General features: G+C 56.1%; 21 protein-coding genes. 15 read left to right on the plus strand and 6 right to left on the minus strand.

Annotated elements, in window-relative coordinates; translation table 11 throughout:
• The 11 genes from HALO32_RS15970 to HALO32_RS16020 all read left to right on the plus strand — a co-directional run.
• On the plus strand, positions 1–455 hold a 455-nt coding region (locus tag HALO32_RS15970), incomplete at its 5' end, for a class I SAM-dependent methyltransferase (protein ID WP_192576534.1).
• Positions 456–499: 44 nt separating this feature from the next.
• Positions 500–1,753 carry a polysaccharide pyruvyl transferase family protein gene (locus HALO32_RS15975; RefSeq protein ID WP_151444891.1) on the plus strand — a complete coding sequence of 418 codons (1,254 nt, stop codon included), beginning with the start codon at positions 500–502 and terminating at the stop codon, positions 1,751–1,753.
• Positions 1,754–1,758: 5 nt separating this feature from the next.
• Positions 1,759–2,736, plus strand: coding sequence for a methionyl-tRNA formyltransferase (locus HALO32_RS15980; RefSeq protein ID WP_151444892.1), 978 nt, complete (start codon positions 1,759–1,761; stop codon positions 2,734–2,736).
• Between the two features lie 28 nt (positions 2,737–2,764).
• Positions 2,765–3,745: a GNAT family N-acetyltransferase gene (locus HALO32_RS15985; protein ID WP_151444893.1), complete on the plus strand. Its 981-nt coding sequence runs from the start codon at positions 2,765–2,767 to the stop codon at positions 3,743–3,745.
• Positions 3,742–5,130 (plus strand): polysaccharide deacetylase family protein, encoded by a 1,389-nt coding sequence (locus HALO32_RS15990; protein ID WP_151444894.1) that lies wholly within the window; start codon positions 3,742–3,744, stop codon positions 5,128–5,130. The genes HALO32_RS15985 and HALO32_RS15990 overlap by 4 nt, the downstream gene beginning before the upstream one ends.
• 112 nt (positions 5,131–5,242) lie before the next feature.
• The gene (locus HALO32_RS15995) at positions 5,243–6,262 is read left to right on the plus strand and encodes a glycosyltransferase (protein WP_192576535.1); all 1,020 of its coding nucleotides are present in this window, start codon (positions 5,243–5,245) and stop codon (positions 6,260–6,262) included.
• Positions 6,259–7,371: a glycosyltransferase gene (locus tag HALO32_RS16000; RefSeq protein ID WP_225810101.1), complete on the plus strand. Its 1,113-nt coding sequence runs from the start codon at positions 6,259–6,261 to the stop codon at positions 7,369–7,371. The genes HALO32_RS15995 and HALO32_RS16000 overlap by 4 nt, the downstream gene beginning before the upstream one ends.
• Complete coding sequence (wecB, locus tag HALO32_RS16005; protein ID WP_151444897.1) at positions 7,371–8,444, plus strand: non-hydrolyzing UDP-N-acetylglucosamine 2-epimerase; 1,074 nt, start codon at positions 7,371–7,373, stop codon at positions 8,442–8,444. Before HALO32_RS16000 ends, wecB begins: the two co-directional genes overlap by 1 nt.
• Entirely contained in the window at positions 8,419–8,799 is a 381-nt protein-coding gene (locus HALO32_RS16010; RefSeq protein ID WP_225810103.1) for a glycosyltransferase, read from the plus strand. Before wecB ends, HALO32_RS16010 begins: the two co-directional genes overlap by 26 nt.
• A 2-nt stretch (positions 8,800–8,801) precedes the next feature.
• Complete coding sequence (locus HALO32_RS16015) at positions 8,802–9,563, plus strand: glycosyltransferase family 2 protein (protein WP_151444899.1); 762 nt, start codon at positions 8,802–8,804, stop codon at positions 9,561–9,563.
• A complete protein-coding gene (locus HALO32_RS16020; protein WP_225810105.1) occupies positions 9,560–10,525 on the plus strand; it encodes an NAD-dependent epimerase/dehydratase family protein in 966 nt (321 codons plus the stop codon). Before HALO32_RS16015 ends, HALO32_RS16020 begins: the two co-directional genes overlap by 4 nt.
• 78 nt (positions 10,526–10,603) lie before the next feature.
• Here the strand turns inward: HALO32_RS16020 and HALO32_RS16025 are convergent.
• Positions 10,604–11,793 (minus strand): IS3 family transposase gene (locus HALO32_RS16025; RefSeq protein ID WP_407646891.1). Its coding sequence is split into 2 segments (ribosomal slippage): positions 10,604–11,544 and positions 11,544–11,793, totalling 1,191 coding nucleotides; the frame shifts between segments, so codons are not numbered across the junction.
• Between the two features lie 204 nt (positions 11,794–11,997).
• Between HALO32_RS16025 and HALO32_RS18330 the strand changes: the two genes are divergently transcribed.
• Positions 11,998–12,189, plus strand: coding sequence for an addiction module protein (locus HALO32_RS18330; RefSeq protein WP_151445160.1), 192 nt, complete (start codon positions 11,998–12,000; stop codon positions 12,187–12,189).
• Positions 12,190–12,338: 149 nt separating this feature from the next.
• Positions 12,339–12,890 (plus strand): sugar transferase, encoded by a 552-nt coding sequence (locus HALO32_RS16035; protein WP_151444901.1) that lies wholly within the window; start codon positions 12,339–12,341, stop codon positions 12,888–12,890.
• Positions 12,891–13,010: 120 nt separating this feature from the next.
• Here HALO32_RS16035 and HALO32_RS16040 read toward each other — a convergent pair whose 3' ends face one another.
• Genes HALO32_RS16040 through HALO32_RS16060 form a run of 5 tightly spaced genes read right to left on the minus strand, consistent with a single transcriptional unit; the run spans position 13,011 to position 16,525 of the window.
• Entirely contained in the window at positions 13,011–13,421 is a 411-nt protein-coding gene (locus HALO32_RS16040) for a DUF2442 domain-containing protein (RefSeq protein ID WP_151444902.1), read from the minus strand.
• Positions 13,408–13,773 carry a DUF4160 domain-containing protein gene (locus tag HALO32_RS18335; protein ID WP_407646892.1) on the minus strand — a complete coding sequence of 122 codons (366 nt, stop codon included), beginning with the start codon at positions 13,771–13,773 and terminating at the stop codon, positions 13,408–13,410. The genes HALO32_RS16040 and HALO32_RS18335 overlap by 14 nt, the downstream gene beginning before the upstream one ends.
• Positions 13,773–14,195 (minus strand): type VII toxin-antitoxin system HepT family RNase toxin, encoded by a 423-nt coding sequence (gene hepT, locus HALO32_RS16050; protein WP_151444903.1) that lies wholly within the window; start codon positions 14,193–14,195, stop codon positions 13,773–13,775. Before hepT ends, HALO32_RS18335 begins: the two co-directional genes overlap by 1 nt.
• Positions 14,196–14,215: 20 nt before the next feature.
• Positions 14,216–14,617 carry a type VII toxin-antitoxin system MntA family adenylyltransferase antitoxin gene (mntA, locus tag HALO32_RS16055; RefSeq protein ID WP_151444904.1) on the minus strand — a complete coding sequence of 134 codons (402 nt, stop codon included), beginning with the start codon at positions 14,615–14,617 and terminating at the stop codon, positions 14,216–14,218.
• Positions 14,618–14,659: 42 nt separating this feature from the next.
• Positions 14,660–16,525, minus strand: coding sequence for an SEC-C domain-containing protein (locus HALO32_RS16060; RefSeq protein ID WP_151444905.1), 1,866 nt, complete (start codon positions 16,523–16,525; stop codon positions 14,660–14,662).
• A 615-nt stretch (positions 16,526–17,140) separates the two neighbouring features.
• Between HALO32_RS16060 and HALO32_RS16065 the strand changes: the two genes are divergently transcribed.
• Positions 17,141–18,307, plus strand: coding sequence for a nucleotide sugar dehydrogenase (locus tag HALO32_RS16065; RefSeq protein WP_151444906.1), 1,167 nt, complete (start codon positions 17,141–17,143; stop codon positions 18,305–18,307).
• A gap of 296 nt (positions 18,308–18,603) precedes the next feature.
• Entirely contained in the window at positions 18,604–20,577 is a 1,974-nt protein-coding gene (locus HALO32_RS16070) for a polysaccharide biosynthesis protein (protein WP_151444907.1), read from the plus strand.
• Positions 20,578–20,601: the final 24 nt, after the last annotated feature.

Raw genomic sequence — 20,601 nt, forward strand, 5'->3', positions numbered from 1 at the left:
CTATAGGAGATGTTGGGTGCGGTACAGGAGTGCTGGTATCCAAGTTTAAAGATGCATTCCCTAACTCTACAATCAAGGGGTACGATTTTTCTGGTAATAAGATTCAACAATGTAATAAGTACTATAATATAGGGGAGAATGTTTTTTACATTCATAACATTTATTCCGAACTTCCACAACGATTCGATATTTTGGTGGCTACAGAAGTTCTGGAGCATTTGGAGTATCCAGAGGTGGCATTAGATAACCTGCTGTCCGGGCTTAATTATAAAGGGCGTTTATTTATAACTGTACCGAACGGAAGAGAAGATACCTTTAGTGGTCACATCCATTTCTGGAGCCCGGAAAGCTGGCGATTATTCATAAAGAAAAATATTAAAAATCCTTTCGATGTGGAAGTTGGCAATGTATTTAATAACAATTATGCATTAATTACTAGAGTGGATGTTGAGTAGTGAAGATACTAGTTATAGGTTTAACTTCCTCTAAGTGGGGAGGTATGGAGTTTCACAATCTAGGTAATTACGTCATCGCCGAGCCTTTTTTTGCCCACTTACGTGAGACATTCCCTGATGCGGAAATAGATACTTCCCTTCAAATGAGTGAAGAGTTTTATACGCGGCATCGTTTGAGAGGTCTGAATCATAATCGTTTCTGGATGTATGGGTACAGAACAGCTTTTGAAACAGCCATGGATAGCGTTCGTGTTTTGCTCTACAAGACATTTCGATCGACATGGTTTCTTAAAGGGAAATTGCTTAATGAGATCAAGAATTCTGACCTTGTGATTGATTTTAGCGGGGATATATACGGAGATAATGCAGGATGGAATAAATTTTTGGAAACAAATGCCCGTTTAATGTTTTGCTTAAGTTTAGGCAAACCAGTTGCTATGCTCATTGGCAGTCCCGGGCCATTTCAGTCATTTTGGAGACAATGGCTGGCAAAAAAAGTTCTCCCGAGATTGTCTTTGGTTACAAATCGGGAGCCATTGAGTACGGCCATGTTGGCTTATATTGGAATTAAGGGCAGCAATATAATATCCACAGCTTGTCCGTCAGTTTTGTTTAAAAAAAAGCCTTTTATGCACGATAGATCTCCAGAAGATTACGATAAAATATTTGGTTATTCACGCCCAATTGTTGGATTTATACTGTGTGGCTGGAATATGCCTTCTGGCCCTTATAATAAATGGCCAAGAGAGGATTCTGAGTTTAGGACATTTATCAAACTCATAGAGTATCTTCTACGGACTACGAATTATAGAATTTGTATCATGACGCACCAGAATGCAACGAATGCCGAAGGTGGTCTAGAAAAAGGAAACGATCATAGAATTATTGACAAGCTTTTCGAATTGTTGGGAGAGAAAGTCGATGGAGATAGAGTTTTTACACTGAAAGGTCTCTATGACGCGGGAGAAACTAAATTTATCATTTCGCATTTTGATATTCTGATTTCAGGTCGTATTCATGGTGCTGTACAAGGGCTCTCGCAGGGAGTGCCTACCGTGGTCATCGACTATGGGCATGAGCCAAAAGCCCACAAGATAGCTGGATTTGCGAGAGTCTATGGTGTGGATGATTTTGTTGCTGACCCTTTAGATTCAGACTCATTGATTAATGTCACTATGGATCTCATAAGTGAAAAAGATCGCACAAGAGAATATTTACAAGCGCGAGTCCCTAAGATTAAAGAAATGGCTCTCTTAAATTTCAGGCTCATACAAAAATTTGAGGTGGTAGATAAATAAGTAACATGCGTATTCTGATAATTACTCAAGGAGTATCGAGAATTGTTGCACCGCTTCTAAACAGCTCGCATGATGTTGTTGGTATCGTTGAATCAGCTCCTCGTGGTATAGATGAGTATAGTGTATCAATCCGTAGTAAAGTAAAATTAAGAGAGTTATTTTCTTCGATTGGTATAGTGCCTGCTTCCTTAGTTTCTTTGTGTAAGTATAATCAGATACCATATTTTCTGATGGGCTCTAGAAGTGGTCATGCTCTTAGAGAATGGGTGTCTGCATTATCGCCAGATATAATAGTCGTATACTCCATGTCCCAGTTATTGAAAAAGGAAATATTTTCCCTTCCAAAGTTTGGTGCTATAAACTTACATCCATCATATCTTCCTAAATATCGCGGCCCAAATCCAAATTTCTGGCAGTATTACTTTATGGAAATGGAGCCTGGTGTGAGTGTGCACTATATAGATGAATCGGAGGATGCGGGCGATATATTGTATCAAAAAAAGGTTCGTTTACCGCTAGGTATACGGTCTCATGACAAGCAAAATATACTGGTATCAGAACACGGAATTACGCTAATTTTAAAAGCGCTTGAAGTAATAGAAAATGGTACCGTAGACCGACTGCCTCAGCCTAAGAATAGTCCCACACCCCGCGCGAGGAACATCTCGAAGTCAGAACATAGTCAAATAGTGAAGTGGGAAGAGTGGCCCATCGAAAGGATTTGGCATTTAATGCGTGGGACAGAGCCTTGGCTAAATTGTATTCAACAACCTTCTGGTGTATTTAAAGGGCACCGTTGGATAATATCCAGATATGAAAAAGATTTTTCATCTAAAGTTAATATGGAAATGCATTTCGGGCAGGTTTTTAAAGATTGTACGGGATACTTTGTACTTTGTCGAGACGGAAAAATCCGACTGGAAAGAAGCTTTTCTCTTAAAGTCATTTTGAAAATATTAGCAAGGATGGTCTTTCGAATTTAGTACTTTAATCTACGTATTGGTAGGTATCATGAGTTGTAGGATTGTTGAGTCAAAAAGTGAATACCAAAGTTTCTGCCAGCGTGAGACTGGAATTCCGCTGTTTTCTCAGGATTGGTGGTTAAATGCAGTTGCTGGTCCAGATAATTGGAATGCATTGCTCGCGTTACAGGGTGATACAGTAGTCGGAACTTTGCCATTCGTTATAAATCGACGTCTGAATAGTATCTTACTTACTCAGCCTAAATTGACTCAGTCACTAGGACCGTGGGTTCGACCCAGCAGTGCAAAGTATTCGAACGCAATGGCAAAAGAGAAAGATATTCTGGGCGCTTTGGCAGATGGTCTCCCAAAATTTGATATATATCGTCAAAACTGGGACACGGCAAGAACAAATTGGTTACCCTTTTATTGGCGTGGATTCGAGCAGACTACTCGTTACACTTATGTGTTGACTGATCTCTCTGATCTGGACGCCGTTTGGCAAGGAACGCAGAGCGATATAAAGAGTAATATAAGAAAAGCTAAAAATCGGTTCGGCATCCGCATACGTTTTACAGAAGATATGGGCGAGCTTATTCCACTCATACGGAAGACTTTTGAACGGCAGAATATAAGACTTCCTTTTTCAGAACAATTTCTTCACCACGTTGACGAAGCCGCCGCTAGTAAAGGTAATAGGGCAATAATACTAGGGGAGGATGTTGGGGGGAGGCTGCACGCAGGTACCTATATCGTTTGGGAAGCTGATACGGCCTATCAACTTTTAAATGGATACGACCCCGACCTTCGCGAAAGCGGTGCTGGCAGTCTCTGTGTCTGGTCAGCGATACTAAAAGCAGCTCAACACGTTAATCGCTATGACTTCGAAGGTTCAATGTTGGAGCCGGTTGAACGTTTCTTTCGGGCCTTTGGAGCCAAACAAGTTCCATATTTTCAGGTATCACGCACACAGTCCCGACTATTGAAAACTGCAATCTGTTTGCGGTCATTAATTCGGTCAGGGAAATGACTTTCTTAGTCGAAACACCCGTTACCTTTGCGCCGGAGCGCGATTTTATCCTTGAGGTACTCTTTGGTGAATTTCTTGGGCTTTCCTGGCGCCGAGTTTCCAATGACAGAAAAGATATAAGCGTTATCCTGGGGGGGCAGCCTGGTGAGATTCGCCTGCCGGATGGGCTCTTTTCCTCTCAAGAGGCGGATTGGCTTACAGTCGGCTCTATGCCTGAGTCGCCACTCTCGCAGTGGGATACGCGTGACCTTGCTCAGGACATTACACTGGTTGATCCGATATTGCCGGTGATCTACGGCGACCGCTCACCTGTAGCCCATAGGGAAGGCGACACTATCAGGCTGCCACTGGATATCTTCGGTTCGGCCTTTTTCATGCTATCTCGCTATGAAGAGGCTGTCCGACCGGATCGGGACGTCCACGACCGATTTCCTGCAACAGCCTCGTTGGCCTACCAGGCGGCATTTTTGAAGCGGCCCATCATTGATGAGTACGTTGAGATTCTATGGGCTGCCATGCAGCGTCTTTGGCCCGGTCTGGAACGCAAGCCCACCAAGGCTCGAACAAGGGTCAGCTGCGATGTCGACAACCCCTTTTCCTTTACAGGTTCGCTGCCTCGAACGGGGCGCCGCTTGCTTGGAGACGTACTGAAGCGACGGGCTCTTAAATTAGCCATTCGCAACCTGCGTGGTAACTGGGCTGCCAGGCGTGGCAACCATGATCTCGATGCCAATTGGAATTCCCTTGACTGGATCATGGACGTCAATGAAGAGGCCGGACGGTCAGTGGCCTTCTATTTCATTCCCGAGCCTTCCGACCCGCGCTTCGACCGAAGTACCAGTCTCGACGATCCTCGGATGCGGGGACTGCTGCGTCGCATTCATGACCGTGGCCATGAGATCGGTGTTCATCCAGGCTATTCTAGCTACACAGATCCCTCGGTTATGGCGCGGTCGGTCGCGACTCTGCGACGAGTCCTAGGCGAGATGGACATCGAACAGGCACAGCTTGGGGGTCGACAGCATTTCCTTCGCTGGCAGACGCCAACCACAGCCCGCCTCTGGGAAGACAACAGACTCGACTACGACTCAACCCTGGGTTTCGCGGAACAGCCAGGCTTTCGCTGCGGTACCTGTAGGGAGTATCCCCTGTACGACCTCGAGGCACGTTGCCCCCTTCGTCTACGCGAACGACCACTGATTCTGATGGAGTGCTCCGTCATAGCCGAACGTTATTTAGATCTAGGGTATTCTGACGAAGCGCTGAAAATGATGCATGAATTGAGGGAAACTTGTTATTTAATGCGTGGGAATTTCACAATGCTCTGGCATAATTCGCACTTTGATAATGAAGCTGATAAAAAATTTTATTTGTCACTTTTGTAAATCCGGCCCCTCGATTTTCCGAATAAATCAATAAAGCATGCATATTATTTTTCATCACCCCCTCCCTCTTGATAAAAACTCCAAGTCCGCGAGTGGCATACGCCCACTCCGAATGCTGGAAGCATTTGAGAAACTTGGCTGTGATGTCGATCTCGTCACCGGCTACTCTGCTGAACGCAAGTGCTGTATTTTAAAAGTCAAGGAAAAAATTGGAAAAGGCAAAGTGTATGATTTCGTTTATTCGGAATCATCGACCATGCCTACCATTTTGACTGATCAACATCACTTTCCTTTGCATCCCATGATCGATTGGATGTTCTTTCGATTTTGCAACAAATCCAATATCCCCATTGGCCTTTTTTACCGCGACATCTACTGGCATTTCGATAGTTATGGCGAGGGTTTGAGTCCAATAAAGGTTGCCGTGGCGAAGATGGCTTATCGTTTTGATCTTTGGGTCTACCAAAAGACTCTTTCAAGGCTCTATCTTCCTTCCATGGAGATGGGGGCTTATGTGCCGAAGGTGGATGCTGAGATTATGGCGGCTCTTCCCCCCGGGCATACTTCGCCAAAATTATCAGACTCCAATAAAGTTAAACTTAGAGATGGAAATCTAAAACTTTTCTACGTGGGGGGGATGTCTAACCACTATCAGCTTCACAAGCTATTCCGGATCGTCGGAAAGATGCCGGATGTTGACCTTACCGTTTGTACTCGGGAGGCTGAGTGGCGAGCGGTACGGAATGGTTATCCTGAACTGACACCTAATATCCATATCATCCATGAAACAGGGGAGAGGATGGAAGCCCACTTGAAGGAATGCGATATTGCCGTTCTCTTCGTGCAGCCTCAGGAGTACAGGGAATTTGCGTCCCCGGTCAAGCTCTATGAATATCTTGGCTTCCACAAGCCGGTGCTGGCCAGCAAGGGAACCTTGGCTGGAAAGTTTGTTCATAATAACCAGGTAGGCTGGACACTTCCCTACGACGAAACGGCGCTTGGTCAGTTGTTGCGCCGCTTGATGGAGGATCCGTCCGAGATAATGCAAATTCGCGAGACTATTGGCGCTGTCGCCGAGCACCATACATGGCAGGCCCGTGCTCGACAGGTGATCAAGGATCTTGCACAGTGAGGATTGTCTTGCTCTCCGGCGCTTCGTCCATCCACACCATTCGGTGGGCCAACGGTCTGTGTGGCGCCGGTCATGAAATTCATGTCATTACCCAGCATTCGCAGGTGGACCCGTTTGATGACAACGTGGTGGTGCATCCTTTTCCTTTCCGCGGCGTCCCGGGTTACTTCACCATGGTGCCGAAGGTTCGCAGGCTGCTGAAGCAGATTAAGCCGGACCTGGTCAATGCCCATTATGCCAGCGGCTACGGGACGACGGCCCGATTGGTCAATTTTCACCCTTGGTTACTGTCGGTCTGGGGAAGCGATGTGTATGACTTTCCGCACAAATCGCCTTTGCATAAGTGGCTGGTGAAGAAAAATCTGCGCGCGGCGGATCATGTGGCCTCGACCAGTCATTGCATGGCAGAGGAAGTACGAAAACTGGCGCCTGAACTCGACGATATTGCCATCACTCCCTTTGGTATTGACCTGGAGGCTTATGCAGGGCTATATCCCGAGCCGCCAGTTCAAAAAAGCAAATTGGTGATTGGTACCGTTAAAACCATGAAACCAAAATACGGTATCGATACCCTTATCGAAGCCTATGCACTGGTGGTGAAAGCGCTACAGGCCAAGCCTGAGCTGAAAGCCCCTGTACTCGAATTGCGTCTGGTCGGTGGTGGCGAGCATACGCCTGAATTGCAAGCCCTTGCCGAGCGATTGGGCATTGCTGATAGTGTCACATTCGTTGGGCGTGTGCCTCATGCTCAGGTACCACAAGAGCTGGCGAAGCTGGATATCTATGTCGCTCTCAGCCGGTTGGACAGCGAAAGCTTCGGGGTGGCGATCATCGAGGCCGGTGCGGCAGGCCGCCCTGTGGTGGTTTCGGATGCGGGTGGCTTGCCGGAAGTGACCGTCGAGGGTGAAACGGGTTTCATCGTTCCACGTGAGAATCCTCAAGCTGCCGCCGATGCCATCGAGAAGTTGGTGATGGACGCTGAGTTGCGGTGCCGTATGGGGAGGGCGGCTCAGGCGCATGCGGCCAAGTACTACTCTTGGGATGCCTGCATCCAGACCATGCTGGGGGTCTATGACAACACCATTCGGAAACATCGATTGAGAGCATAATGCAACGCATCCTCACCATCATTGGCGCACGCCCACAGTTTATCAAGGCCAGCGTGGTCTCCCGGGCCATTAAGCAAACCAGCGGTATCGAAGAGGTCCTGCTGCATACCGGCCAGCACTTCGATGCCAATATGTCGGCGGTTTTCTTCGATCAGCTGGGTATTCCGCGCCCCGACATCCAGTTGGATATCCATGGGGGAAGCCACGGCGCGATGACCGGCCGCATGCTGGCCGAGATCGAACAGGTGATAATAGACCAAAAGCCTGATCGGGTGATGGTCTATGGCGATACCAACTCCACCCTGGCGGGCGCCCTGGCGGCGGCCAAGCTGCATGTACCGGTCGCGCACGTGGAGGCGGGGCTGCGCAGCTTCAACATGGCCATGCCGGAGGAGATCAACCGCATCCTGACCGATCAGATCAGTGACCTGCTGTTCTGCCCGACGGCAACCGCCGTTCGCAACCTGGAGAATGAGGGTTTCGCTCACAAACCGGCCCAGGTTCTCCAGGTAGGCGACGTGATGCAGGATGCGGCCCTGTTCTTTGCCAGGCGCGCCGAAGCGCCGGTCGGGCTCGATGTGCCGGATGCCTTCATCCTGGCCACCCTGCACCGTGCCGAGAATACCGACGATCCTCAACGGCTTGCTGCCATCGTGGAAGGGCTGAACCGCGTCCACCGTCAGGTGGCACCGGTGGTGCTGCCCTTGCATCCTCGTACCCGCGCCGCCATTGAGCGCAATGGCCTCAAGCTCGAAGTGACTACCATCGATCCGGTCGGGTATTTCGAGATGGTGTGGCTGCTCGACCACTGTGGCCTGGTACTGACCGACAGCGGTGGCGTGCAGAAGGAGGCGTTTTTCTTCGGCAAGGCCTGCGTGACGATGCGCGACCAGACCGAATGGGTTGAGTTGGTAGAGGCGGGCGTCAATGAACTGGTGGGTGCTGACCAGGAGAAGATTGCAGCGGCTGCCGAGCGCCATATCGGGCGCAAGGTGAAGGACAATGCCCATCTGTACGGCGGCGGGCAAGCCGCGCAGCGGATCGTGGATGAGCTGGTCAAGGCCGATTTATGATGCGAAGGTCCCGGAGGAAATGAATGAGTTCGATATCTATGTGGCGCTAAGTCGACTCGATAGTGAGAGTTTTGGCGTTGCTGTCCTGGAAGCGGGAGCCGCTGGACTTCCTGTCGTGGTCTCTGACGCGGGAGGCTTGCCCGAAGTTACCCTGGATGGTGTCACGGGGGTTGTGGTTCCCAGGGAGAATGCTCAGGCGGCGTCGGAGGCTATAGAAAAATTAGTTTACGACCCTGAGCTTCGTTTGCGCATGGGGCAGGCAGCGAGAGACCATGTGAAGCGTCATTACAGCTGGGATGTATGTGTATCCACCATGACGGACCTGTACGCTTCTGTTATCAAGAGCCAGCGATAACCATGGGGGACCACGATAAATCTCCAGATGTATCAATCATCACCCCCGTATTCAATGCCACCCCGCATCTTGAAGAAACCCTAAACAGCGTACTGGCCCAGAGCTCCCCCGACTGGGAGCATATTCTTATCGATGATGGCTCTCAGGACGGCTCGGCCGCCATAATCAAGCGCTATGCCGCTTCGGATTCGAGAATCACGCTGATCCGGCTTGAGAAGAACGCGGGAGCCGCGGTTGCCAGGAACGCGGGGATCGAGGCGGCGAAAGGGCGGTTCATCGCCTTTCTCGATAGCGATGACCTCTGGCTGCCTGAAAAGCTGTCGGCTCAGGTGGCATTCATGGAATCGACCGGCGCGGCGCTTTCGTATACCGGCTACGAGGTAATGAAAGAGGATGGCGAACGTACGGGAGAGGTAAGCACAGCGGCAGCGTCCTTAAGCTATCGGGATATGCTTCGCTACAACCAAATTGGCTGCCTGACGGCCATGTACGATACTCGGCAAGTGGGCAAGGTATACATGCCCGAGCTTAGGAAACGGCAGGACTATGCCTTGTGGCTCAGGATTCTCAGGCAGACGGGCACCGCGAGAGGCCTGGATCAGGTGCTGGCGCTTTATCGCCAGCGTTCCGGGTCCATCTCCCGCAACAAGCTGGATCTGATTCGCTACCATTGGCGCCTGTTCAGGGAGTTCGAGGAGCTGTCGGTGGCCCGGTCCGCCTACTACCTCGCGTGGAATATCCTCGGCAGGCTGGTGAAGAAATGAGCGATACGGAGTCGGTTGGCATCATGACGGTTCTGGTGACCGGCGCCAGCGGCTTCATCGGCAGTGCCGTGGTCGCGAGGCTGGAGGAAACGCCGGCGATGCGGGTCGTGGGGTGTTCACGGGCCGGAGGGAGGGTCCTTTGGGCCTCACCCGAGCTTTCGGATAGCGCGGATTGGTCGGGCCTCCTTGCGGGGGTCGACTGCGTGATTCATACGGCGGGTCGTGCCCATGTGTTGGCCGAGGAGGCGCAAGACTCACTCGCCGAGTTTCGCCGGGTCAATGTACTGGGGACCCTGCGCCTGGCTGGCCAGGCCGCTGCGGCGGGTGTGAAGCGCTTTCTGTTCATCAGCTCGATCGGCGTCAACGGCAACTGCAATACCCGCCCCTATACCGAGAGCGATACCCCGCAGCCCGCCGAGCCCTATGCGCAGTCCAAGTGGGAGGCCGAGCAGGGGTTGTGGGAGATCCAGCGGGAAACCGGCATGGAGGTGGTGATTATCCGCCCACCGCTGGTGTATGGGCCGGATGCGCCCGGTAACTTCGGCCTGCTCAGCAAGGTGGCGACCAAGGGCCTGCCCTTGCCCCTGGCGGGGATTCGCAACCGGCGTTCCTTCGTGTCCGTCTGGAACCTCGTGGATTTCATTGTGCTGTGTATCGATCATCCCAGGGCGGCAGGGCAGACCTTCCTGGTGGCGGATGGTGAGGATGTCTCCACGTCCGAATTGTTGCGCAAGCTGGCCCGTGCGGCCGTCAGGCCATCCCGCTTGTTCTGGTTGCCCGCCCCCTTGCTGAAGGCGGGAGCCACGGCGCTGGGCAAGCGGGGTATCTACGATCGCCTTTTCGATTCCCTGCAGGTGGATGCCCGCCATGCACGACGCACGCTGGGTTGGGTGCCGCCACTGAGCCTCGACGAGGGGCTGGCGCGCTGTTTTCGCCAGGCAGATGAAGGCCCTGTTTCGTGATTTGTGATCTTATGAACAAGCCAAACCCTCGCTCGGCATAGTCGGAACGTCGAACAGGCCTCCTGGAGTTATCCCGTTTCAGTGGAGAGGTAGCGGCTTATAAGAAACCGGTTCTCCAAAGAATCTCCTCTCGTAGTTGAGTGGTGATTGGTGGCCGATGCCGGAGTGGCGACGATGCGGGTTATACCACCCTTCGATGAATTCGAAAATTGCCTGTCGAGCCTCAGCATGATCCCGCAGGGAGCGGCGCTCAATGAGCTCACATTCGAGTGTGGCGAAAAAGCTCTCCGCCATGGCGTTATCATAGCAGTCGCCGACCGAGCCCATCGACGTCGCGATACCCGCTTCTCGACAACGCTCACTGAAGGCCAGCGAGGTATATTGCGCCCCTTGATCCGAGTGGTGGATTGCGCCGCGAGGCTTGCGTTGTGCCAGGGCCATCTCCAGCGCGTCCACCACCAGGCTGGCCCGCATGTGACTGGCCATTGCCCAGCCGACCACACGGCGACTGAACACGTCGATGACAACGGCCAGGAACAGAAACCCGGCCCACGTCGGCACATAGGTGATATCGGCCACATAAAGCTCGTCAGGCCGCTGTGCAGTGAACGTGCGATCCACCCGATCAGGTGCCGGCCGCCGGCGTTCATCGCGCTCAGTGGTCGTCATGAACCGCCTGCGGTGTACCCCCCGAAGCCCTGCCTCGCGCATCAGGCGGGCCACCCGTTTTTGGGCGACCTGCTCATGGGCTTCCTCACGCAGATCCTGCAGGATGCGTGGCGCTCCATAGGTGCCATGAGACCGCTCATGGAAGCGCCGAATCTTTGCCATCAACTCGGCGTCTCGCCGCGCTTGTGGCGATGGTGCGCGCTTGCGCCACGCGTAGTACCCGCTCGGGGAGACCTCGAGCACTCGGCACAGGGTGGCAACACTGTGATCGGCCCGGTTCATCTCGACGAACGCGTAGATTTCGGCGGCACGGCGTCGGTCTCCCGAGCGAACCAGGCCGCGGCCTTTGACAAGATCTCGCGCTCTTCGCGCAGGCGCTTGATTTCCCGGCGGAGATGGGACAGTTCCTCGCGTTCAGCGCTGGTAATGCCATCGCTGCGGCCACCATCATCGCGGTCGGCCTGGGCTACCCAGTTGCGGATGGTCTGGTCCGACGGTTCGAACTCGCGAGCCAGGTCTCGTGGATCCCGACCGCTGCGTACCAGGTCGATCATCTGTTGCCGAAACTCCGGCGTATACGGTGGGCGTGTTCTAGGCATGGTGGAAACCTCCTGCTATCAAAGCGTCAAGGTCTCCACTGATCCGGGTCAACCCCACTCCCACGAAGGGCGATATGGGTGGCGGGTGGTCTCCGGCATGGCCAAGCAGTGTAGCCAGACCTTCCTCTTTGGGGCTACCCTGAGACGGGTTCTTGCATTATGGCGATTTCTTGGAGATAGACCATGGTGACGGCATTAGGAGATATGAGTACACGAGAGAAGCTTCGTGCCATGGAAGCGCTTTGGGATGACCTGACTCGAGATCCGGAATCCGTCCCCGTCCCTGACTGGCATCGAGAGGAACTCGAAATAAGGTCAGCACGAGCGGAGGCTGATGGTGATGCTTTTAGTGAATGGGAAGCAGCGAAGCGGCGATTGAGAGAATCCTCGCGTTGAAAATCGAGATACTGGAAGAAGCAAACCCCTTGTCCGGCAGAGTCGGCCCCTTCTCGGGCTGTCGAGCGTTTTTTTGGCTCTTCGTCGAAGGAATGATTCGAGAAAAAGCTCGCGCGCTGTTTTCGCCACGCCGATGAAGGCCGTATGACGTGATTCGCTTCCTCGATGTGGTGTTTTCCGCCATCGGCTTGCTGATCGGACTTCCGGTATTGCTGCTGCTCACCGGTATCGGCTATTTCGATACCGGCTCGCCGCTGTTTCGCCAGGCGCGGGTGGGGCGCCATCGGCGGCCCTTCGTGCTGGTGAAGTTCCGCACCATGACGCCCGATACCGCATCAATGGCGACGCATCTGGCCGATTCCGCGTCGATCACCCCTTTCGGGCGCTTCCTGCGCCGCACCAAGCTCGACGAGCTCCCGCAGCTGTGGAACGTGCTCAAGGGTGAGATGAGCCTGGTCGGGCCGCGGCCCTGCCTGTACAACCAGGAGGAACTGATCGCCGAGCGTGCCAGCCGCGGGGTGTTCGAGGCCCGCCCGGGGATCACTGGCCTGGCCCAGGTCAACGACATCGATATGTCCACTCCGCGGCGGCTGGCGGAGATGGATCGGAAAATGCTCGATGGGCTGACGGTGGCGGCGTATTTTCGCTATCTCCTGCTCACCATGGCGGGCAAGGGGACGGGGGATCGGGTTAGGTCGTGAGGGTCGGTGTCAGTGGCTGCTACGCCTGGTGCGCTGTCGCTTACCAGGCCTACTGGCTGGAGTAGAAACGTCGAATCGGGCTTCTCATGAAATGCGGCTCTATCTTTACAGTGGGTTTCGCTATGCTTGCGTCTTGCGTGGTCGTCCCCCTTTCGCGCCATTGGCTCTGGAGGCATTGGACTTGGCACTGCTACGGCTACGGCCACCCGCGGCACCCATTTGACGGGCCATCCATTGATGGGAGCCAAACTGGCCTTCCAGCAGGGCGGGAACGTAAAGGTCAGCGTCGAGCTGAGGCCAGTGAAGTCCCAGGCCGGATGGCGAGATCTCGATCTCGGAGAGTGCCTCCGGCGTCGCTTGCGAGAGACCTTCTACCAGGCGTGGTGGAATGGCGAGCTCCAATCCGGAATGCAGCCGGATGATCAACCGCCTGGAGCGGCGATCGTAGCGGGCTGAAACGGCATGCGCATGTTCGCGTTCAGCCGCCATGCGTGCTTCTGCGTTTTGAATGGCTTCATCAGTAATTGCCATGAATTTCCCTCCATTTGGCACATAGCGCCAAAAGTTCTGCTGACAGGGCCGAAGCAATACGATTTAGCTCAGACGCCTTAAAGTGATAACTCTCGCGAAGATTGGGCGGGCCACTGGGGCAGTTCAGCACGAACACGGCTTCACTCCCCTTGCCAATGACATGGACATGCGCTGGGCGGTGGTCGTTGGGGTAGATGACAACCCGCAGGCCTTCAAATCGGAGAATGCTCGGCATTCGGGTAGTGTAGCAAATAAACCCAAGCGGATAGGTTTTTGCGATTCGGCGCCAGCGCCCGTTCCATGAAAAACCTAAGCCCGCTGGTGTCGAAACGTCGAGCAGGGTTGGGCACATCAAGACGCTGTAGGAGGATGCCCCCTCAGCTGCGCTTCCGCAAAATCCAGTAGTTTTTGGTATTCCTTCCGGCGAATGATCCCCTCGACGATGGTATGGTCGAGGTTCAGATAGTCATGTACCAGGGCATTACGCAGCCCGACGACCTTGTTCCAGGGGATCTGGCTGGTGTCGTGGTCCAGGCTGCGCAGCTTGTCGAAGGCCTTGCGTGCGTCGCTTGGGACCACGGCCCCCAGCGACTTCAGCCGCTGTTTAGTGATGCCGATGCAAGCCTCGGTCAATAGCTGAAGGTTACGTTCGGCGGCACGGTGGAGCAGGGCGTTCAGGCCCTCCGGTTTCAGGGCTGCCTGATGCAGCTGCTCCAGTTCCTCCGCCAAGGTGGCGAAATGCTCGCGCATGGCATCGATATATTCGGATTCCACGTCTGCGCCTCCTTGGCCTGTCAAGCAAAATGCCGTTGATGGTACTGGTGGTCGAGTTCCCACATCGAGGTGATGCGGTTCTCCTCGCGGATCAGGCGCAGGCGGTCATTGACCCGAAGCACCTGGCCGGTGCGAATCACGGCGTGGGCCAGGGGCAGAGGGGCGAGGTTGATATCCACGATCGACAGCCGGTCGTGCGGCAGACCCAGCCGGTCCTGCCAATCCTGTGACAGCAGCTCGGGGCGCAAGCGGCGCTCGAGCGGGGCCTTGGCGAAGTCGCGAAAGGCCACGGCGAGGTCATAGTCGCTGTCCGGCGAGGCCGTGCCTTTGGCGCGAGAGCCATAGAGCCATAGCACCGCGATATCAGTCTCTTCCGCCGCCATATCGACAAGGGCCTTGAGCATGGTGGATTGATGGGGCATCGAAACTCTCCTCCGGGGTCAGACCCTTCAGCGGATTGAGACTCATCCTGACACGGGTGGCAGGCGCTTCTTGGTGCTTTCGAGCCAGCCGATCATGCCGGGCGTTTCCAGGAACACATCGCGCATGTCTTGCCGGTAGTACCATGCCTGGTCATTACCGCCGATAACGATGCCGTTAGGATCCAGCTTGGGCTGCTTGCGTTTGTTGGCAATCAGGTAGTTGAGCACCTTGGGCAGCGCGGCATAGGCGCCCCGGAGTGCCTGCTCCGCCTCGTGAAGGCGGCTGAGCCTGACCAGGGCCAGTACCCGGCCGTAACGGGTTTCGGCCAGGTGGTCCTCCGGGTACTGCTCGGCGATGGCCAGGGCCTCGGCGTTGTGTCCGGCGCGCAACAAGCTGTTGATCAGCGGGGCGCGCACGCCGAGGTTGTCGTTGGGGCAAAGGGCCAGCACCTGCGACAGGCCTTCGATGCTGGCCTGGAGATCTGGATGTTCCAAGGCGCGCGCCATCATCTGCCGCAGCACGGGGCGGTGTTCGAGCCATTCCCAGGGGAGCTGGCCGCCGGCCGGCAAAGCGGCGAGGATATGATCGATCAGACGATCCACTTGCCGTGCCAATGCCTTGTTGAAAGCCGCTTGCTCGTCGTTGAGGGCGAGGCCGGCATGGGCGTCGAGCGCCTCGAGAAAGCTGGGATTCTGCAGCAAGTCTGGATGGTGACGAATGAGCGTGGGGTCGAGCGGGTCGATGCCATCCGGGTCGCTATAGAGCAGGGCGTTGGTCTTCTCCACTTTCGCCGCCGATATCATGACCCAGCGTGACTGGCCTTCGTCGCCATCCGGCGGGCCCGGCTCGAAGTGCACGGGGTGAAGCGCTTGGTCATGGGCTTTCTCGAGCAGTTTGGTGAGGGCGGTGAGGGTGGCCTTATCCGGGCCGAATAGCTGCAGGATGTTATCGTCCTGAGCGTCTTCTTCATCATCTTCAGCCATATCTTCGGGGAATGCCTTGAGATACGTCGAACTCGCCTGTTCCTCCAGCAACTCGATGGCCTGCTCGTCACCCAACTCTTGGGCCAGCAGTAGCCACTCCTGGGCGGTGCGCCGCGCATCATCATCAGCGCCCAATGCGCGCAGAGTCACGACCTTGAGCAGGCCATTCGTCAGGTTGTCGGGATCCAGATGCTCGGCGTAGAGCAGATGCGCGAGGGCATCAGCGGGACGGTCGTCCTCCAGCGCTCGGCTGCTTAACCACTGCAGCGCAGCGGCGGCGGCCATGGGCTTGAGGCCAGGGATGCGCTCGAGCATTGCCTTCTCGCCGGCGGTCAGGTGGCCCATGGCCTCATAGGCATCCCCGAGCAGATGTACGGCGTGAGTCTGCAGCTCCTCGACGAGCTTACCGCTGTCGAGCAGGGTCAGCAGCTGCTTGCGCGCCTTGCCAGGATGGCCCTGCTCGAGCTCGTGCTCGGCCACCAGCAGGCGAGCCCTGGTTGGCGCCTGCTTCGCTGCCGCCTGACGCTGCTGCTGGGTGAAGAGGTCGATGGCTATTCTGGTGATTGGCACTTCTTCGGCAAGGCCCATGGTATGAGCGCTCTCTAGCGGCTGGCAGCAGCGCTTGAACTTCTTGCCGGAACCGCAGGGGCAGCGATCATTGCGCCGCGGTTCCGGCAGCGTGGCGTTGCGAAACCCTTTGGAGGGTAGCGGCGTGGCATTCCATACCAATCGGCCGATTCCCCACCAGGGCATCTGGTCGTCAAACCACTTTGCCATTCCGCTATGCCTGGCAATCTCGCCGAGGGCCTGGAAATAGCGCTCGGCATCCTCGTGACGGAGGATGTGGCGAATGGATTGATCCAGAAAGGCATGGATGGCCTGTGCGAATTCAGCTGGGATCTCGGGGTGTTCGTCGGGTTGCATCGGCGTTCGTTACTTGAAGGCGTATGGATTGAGTTTGACGCGTTGAGCGTATCGTACCGCAGGCAGTTGTCGACGACGATAGTGGTGTACGCCACCGCCAGTAGGTAGGTGTTTGGGGAATGGGGATTGGCACGCCTGCTTCAGGAAAATCCAATAGCTGTTGGTATTCCTCCGGCTGATGATCCCTTCGACAATGGTATCGTCGAGGGGGGGAGTGTGTTCCAGGGGAGCTGGCTGGTGTCGTGATCCAGGATCCGCAGCTTGTCGAAGGCCTTGCGTGCGTCACTTGGCACCACGACTCCCAGTGAATTCAAACCCTGCTTGGTGTTGCCGATGCCTGCCTCAGTCAGCAGCTGAAGGTTGCGTTCAGCGGCACGGTGGAGCAGGGCATTCAGGCCCTCCGGTTTCAGGGCTGCCTGATATAATGGCTGCTCCAGTTCTCACCATGCTCTCTATTTGCCAGATCGACCAAGGCATGGAGTATGGTGGATTGATGCGGCATCGATGACTCTTGTGTGCTGTTGATCGGCCCTTGGCAGTCTATCTTAACTCTCCCTTCGGGGTCAGAGGTTGGCCCTGGGAAATCTCGCCCGCCAACGAATGAAGGATTCTTGCATGAAGATCGCCATTGCCGGCACCGGCTATGTAGGCCTTTCCAACGCCGTGCTGCTGGCTCAACACAATGAGGTGGTGGCGCTGGATATCGTCGCCGAGAAGGTGGCACAGCTCAATGATCGGGTCTCGCCCATCGAGGACGTGGAGATCAGCGATTTCCTGGCCAACCGGGACCTGAACCTCAGCGCGACGCTGGACAGGCAGCAGGCCTATGACGGGGCCGATATCGTGGTGATCGCCACACCCACCGATTACGATCCGCAAACCAATGTCTTCGATACCTCCAGCGTCGAGGCGGTGATCCAGGATGTGATCGCCATCAACCCGCAGGCGCTGATGGTGATCAAGTCCACGGTGCCGGTGGGCTATACCGTGGAGGCCAGCGAGCGCTTCGCCACCCGCAACCTGATCTTCTCCCCGGAATTCCTGCGCGAGGGCAGGGCGCTCTACGATAATCTCCATCCTTCGCGGATCATCGTCGGCGAGCGTTCCGAGCGCGCCGAAACCTTCGCCGGGCTGCTCAAGCAGGGCGCGGTGAAAGAGGCAATTCCCGTGCTGTTCACCAACAGCACCGAGGCGGAGGCGATCAAGCTGTTCGCCAATACCTACCTCGCCATGCGCGTGGCCTACTTCAACGAGCTGGATACCTACGCCGAGACCCACGGCCTGGATACGCGCCAGATCATCGAAGGCGTGGGGCTGGACCCGCGCATCGGCCACCATTACCACAACCCCTCCTTCGGCTACGGCGGCTACTGCCTGCCCAAGGACACCAAGCAGCTGCTGGCCAACTACAGTGAAGTGCCGAACAACATGATCCAGGCGATCGTGGATGCCAACCGCACCCGCAAGGATTTCATCGCCGAGCAGGTGCTGGCGCGCCGACCGGAGGTGGTGGGTGTGTATCGGCTGATCATGAAGAGCGGCTCCGACAACTTCCGCGCCAGCGCGATGCAGGGCGTGATGAAGCGTATCAAGGCCAAGGGCATCGAGGTGGTGGTGTATGAGCCGGTGCTGGAGGAGGACACCTTCTTCGGTTCGCGCGTGCTGCGTGATCTCGAGGCCTTCAAGCAGGAGGCCGATGTGATCCTCAGCAATCGCATGGCGGACGAGCTCGCCGATGTTCGCGACAAGGTCTACACTCGCGATCTCTTCGGCAGCGACTGATCCGTTTGAGGGGATTGGCATGGAATCTCGGAGTGCGAGTCGTTCTCAATAGTCGGTGGTAGCTTGTGGGAGCCGTGCTTGCACGGCGAATTTAGCTCTTGCTCGGTGGCTGTTTGTGGGAGCTGTGCTTGCACGGCGATTTCTGTGGCACGGCACCAATCGCCGTGCAAGCACAGCTCCTACAACTTTTGCCATAGTTGGTTGCCTGCTTCTTTTCGCGGTGCAAGCACAGCTCCCACAACTTCTGCCGGAGCGTGTTTGCTATCATCGCGTTGGTTCAGCGACAGGATATTGTCATGACTCGCACAAGGCGAATGCACCACCTGATCGCCGAGCTCAGCCGCACCCATAAGCGGCTGATCATGGTGCTGGCCGACCTGGTGGCGCTGCCCTTGGCGCTGTGGTCGGCCTATGCCCTGCGCCTGGCCGACTGGTGGCCCGAGCGGTATCTGGAGATTGCCTGGTGGCTGTTTTTCCTGGTGCCCGTGGTCGGCGTGTACATCTTCGCCCGGCTGGGGCTCTATCGCGCCGTGGTGCGCTTCATGGGGCCGCAGGCCATGTGGGCGGTGATCAAGGGTATCCTGATGCTGTCGGTGATGATGTGGGCCGCGGCGTTCGTGACTCGGCTGGAACCTTTCCCGCGCTCGGTGCCGATCAACTTCGCGCTCGTCAGCCTGGTGTATGTGGGCGGCACGCGGCTGCTGGTGCGCAGCTACTACTACTGGTTGATCAAGCACTATAGCCACAAGGAGCCCGTGGCGATCTACGGCGCCGGCAGTGCCGGGGCGCAGCTGGCCCTGGCGCTGGCCGGCGGCCGAGATTTCTATGTCGCCGCCTTTCTGGATGACGACCCGTCGCTGTGGAACAGCACCATCAAGGGCGTGAAGGTCTACGACCCTGCCGACTTCAGCTCCGTGGCCGAGGAGCAGGGTATCAAGCGGGTGCTGCTGGCCATGCCGGCGGCCACCAAGGCGCAACGCAAGCAGGCGCTGGACAGGCTCGCCGGCCTGCCGCTGCATGTGCAGACCGTTCCCTCCATGCCGGAGATCGTTGCCGGTGCGGCGAGCGTGGATCAGCTGCGCGAGGTGGAGTTGGAAGACCTGTTGGGTCGTGATCCCGTGCCGCCCCGTCATGAACTGATCGATACCAGTATCCGCGACAGGGTGGTGATGGTGACCGGTGCGGGCGGTTCCATCGGCAGCGAGATGTGTCGCCAGGCGATGCGTGGCGGCCCTCGAGCCCTGATCCTCTTCGAGGCCAGCGAATTCGGTCTCTACGCCATCGAGCAGGCGCTCGAGAGGATGCGTTTCGAGATGGGCGAGGCTTTCCCCATCGTGGCGCTGCTCGGCAACGTCTGCGACCGAAACCGGGTCGAGGCCGTGATCCGCCACTATGGCGTGCAGACCCTCTACCACGCCGCCGCTTACAAGCACGTGCCCATCGTCGAGAACAACGTCCTCGAAGGGGTGCGCAACAATGTGCATGGCACCCGGGTGGTGGCGGAAAGCGCCGCCAGCCTGGGGGTCGAGCGCTGCGTGTTGATCTCCACCGACAAGGCCGTGCGCCCCACCAACGTGATGGGCGCCACCAAGCGCATGGCCGAGCTGGTACTGCAGGACCTGGCGACGCGCTACGCCGCGAAAGAGGGCCACCGCACCGTTTTCTCCATGGTGCGCTTCGGCAACGTGCTGGGTTCCAGCGGTTCGGTGGTGCCGCTGTTTCGGCGCCAGATCGAACAGGGCGGGCCGATCACCGTGACGCACCACGAGATCACGCGCTTCTTCATGACCATCTCCGAGGCGGCCCTGCTGGTGATTCAGGCCGGCTCCATGGCCGAGGGGGGCGATGTGTTCGTGCTCGATATGGGCGATTCAGTCAGGATTGTCGAACTGGCCAGGCGCATGATCCAGCTCACCGGCCTGGAAGTGAAGGACGACGACAACCCGGATGGCGATATCGAAATCGTCTATACCGGGCTGCGCCCCGGTGAAAAGCTCTACGAGGAGCTGTTGATCGGCGATAACGTGGTGGGCACCCAGCACCCCAAGATCCTGCGGGCTCAGGAGGAGATCCTGCCGAATCAGCAGCTGGCCTCGCTGCTCGATGAGTTGCAACACGCCGAACGCACCCTCGACAGTCAGCTCGCCTGCGCGACCCTGAAACGCGGCGTAAGGGGGTTCGTGCACAGCGTCGAGATGTGCGACCTGCTCCCTGGAAGCCATCACCGGCAGGCTCCAGCGTCGGTCGAACCCAGCGGTGCGCAGGATTGACCGGGACGGAGCGTCGCAAGCGGC

This window comes from Halomonas lysinitropha, from assembly GCF_902500215.1.
Lineage (GTDB): Bacteria > Pseudomonadota > Gammaproteobacteria > Pseudomonadales > Halomonadaceae > Halomonas > Halomonas lysinitropha.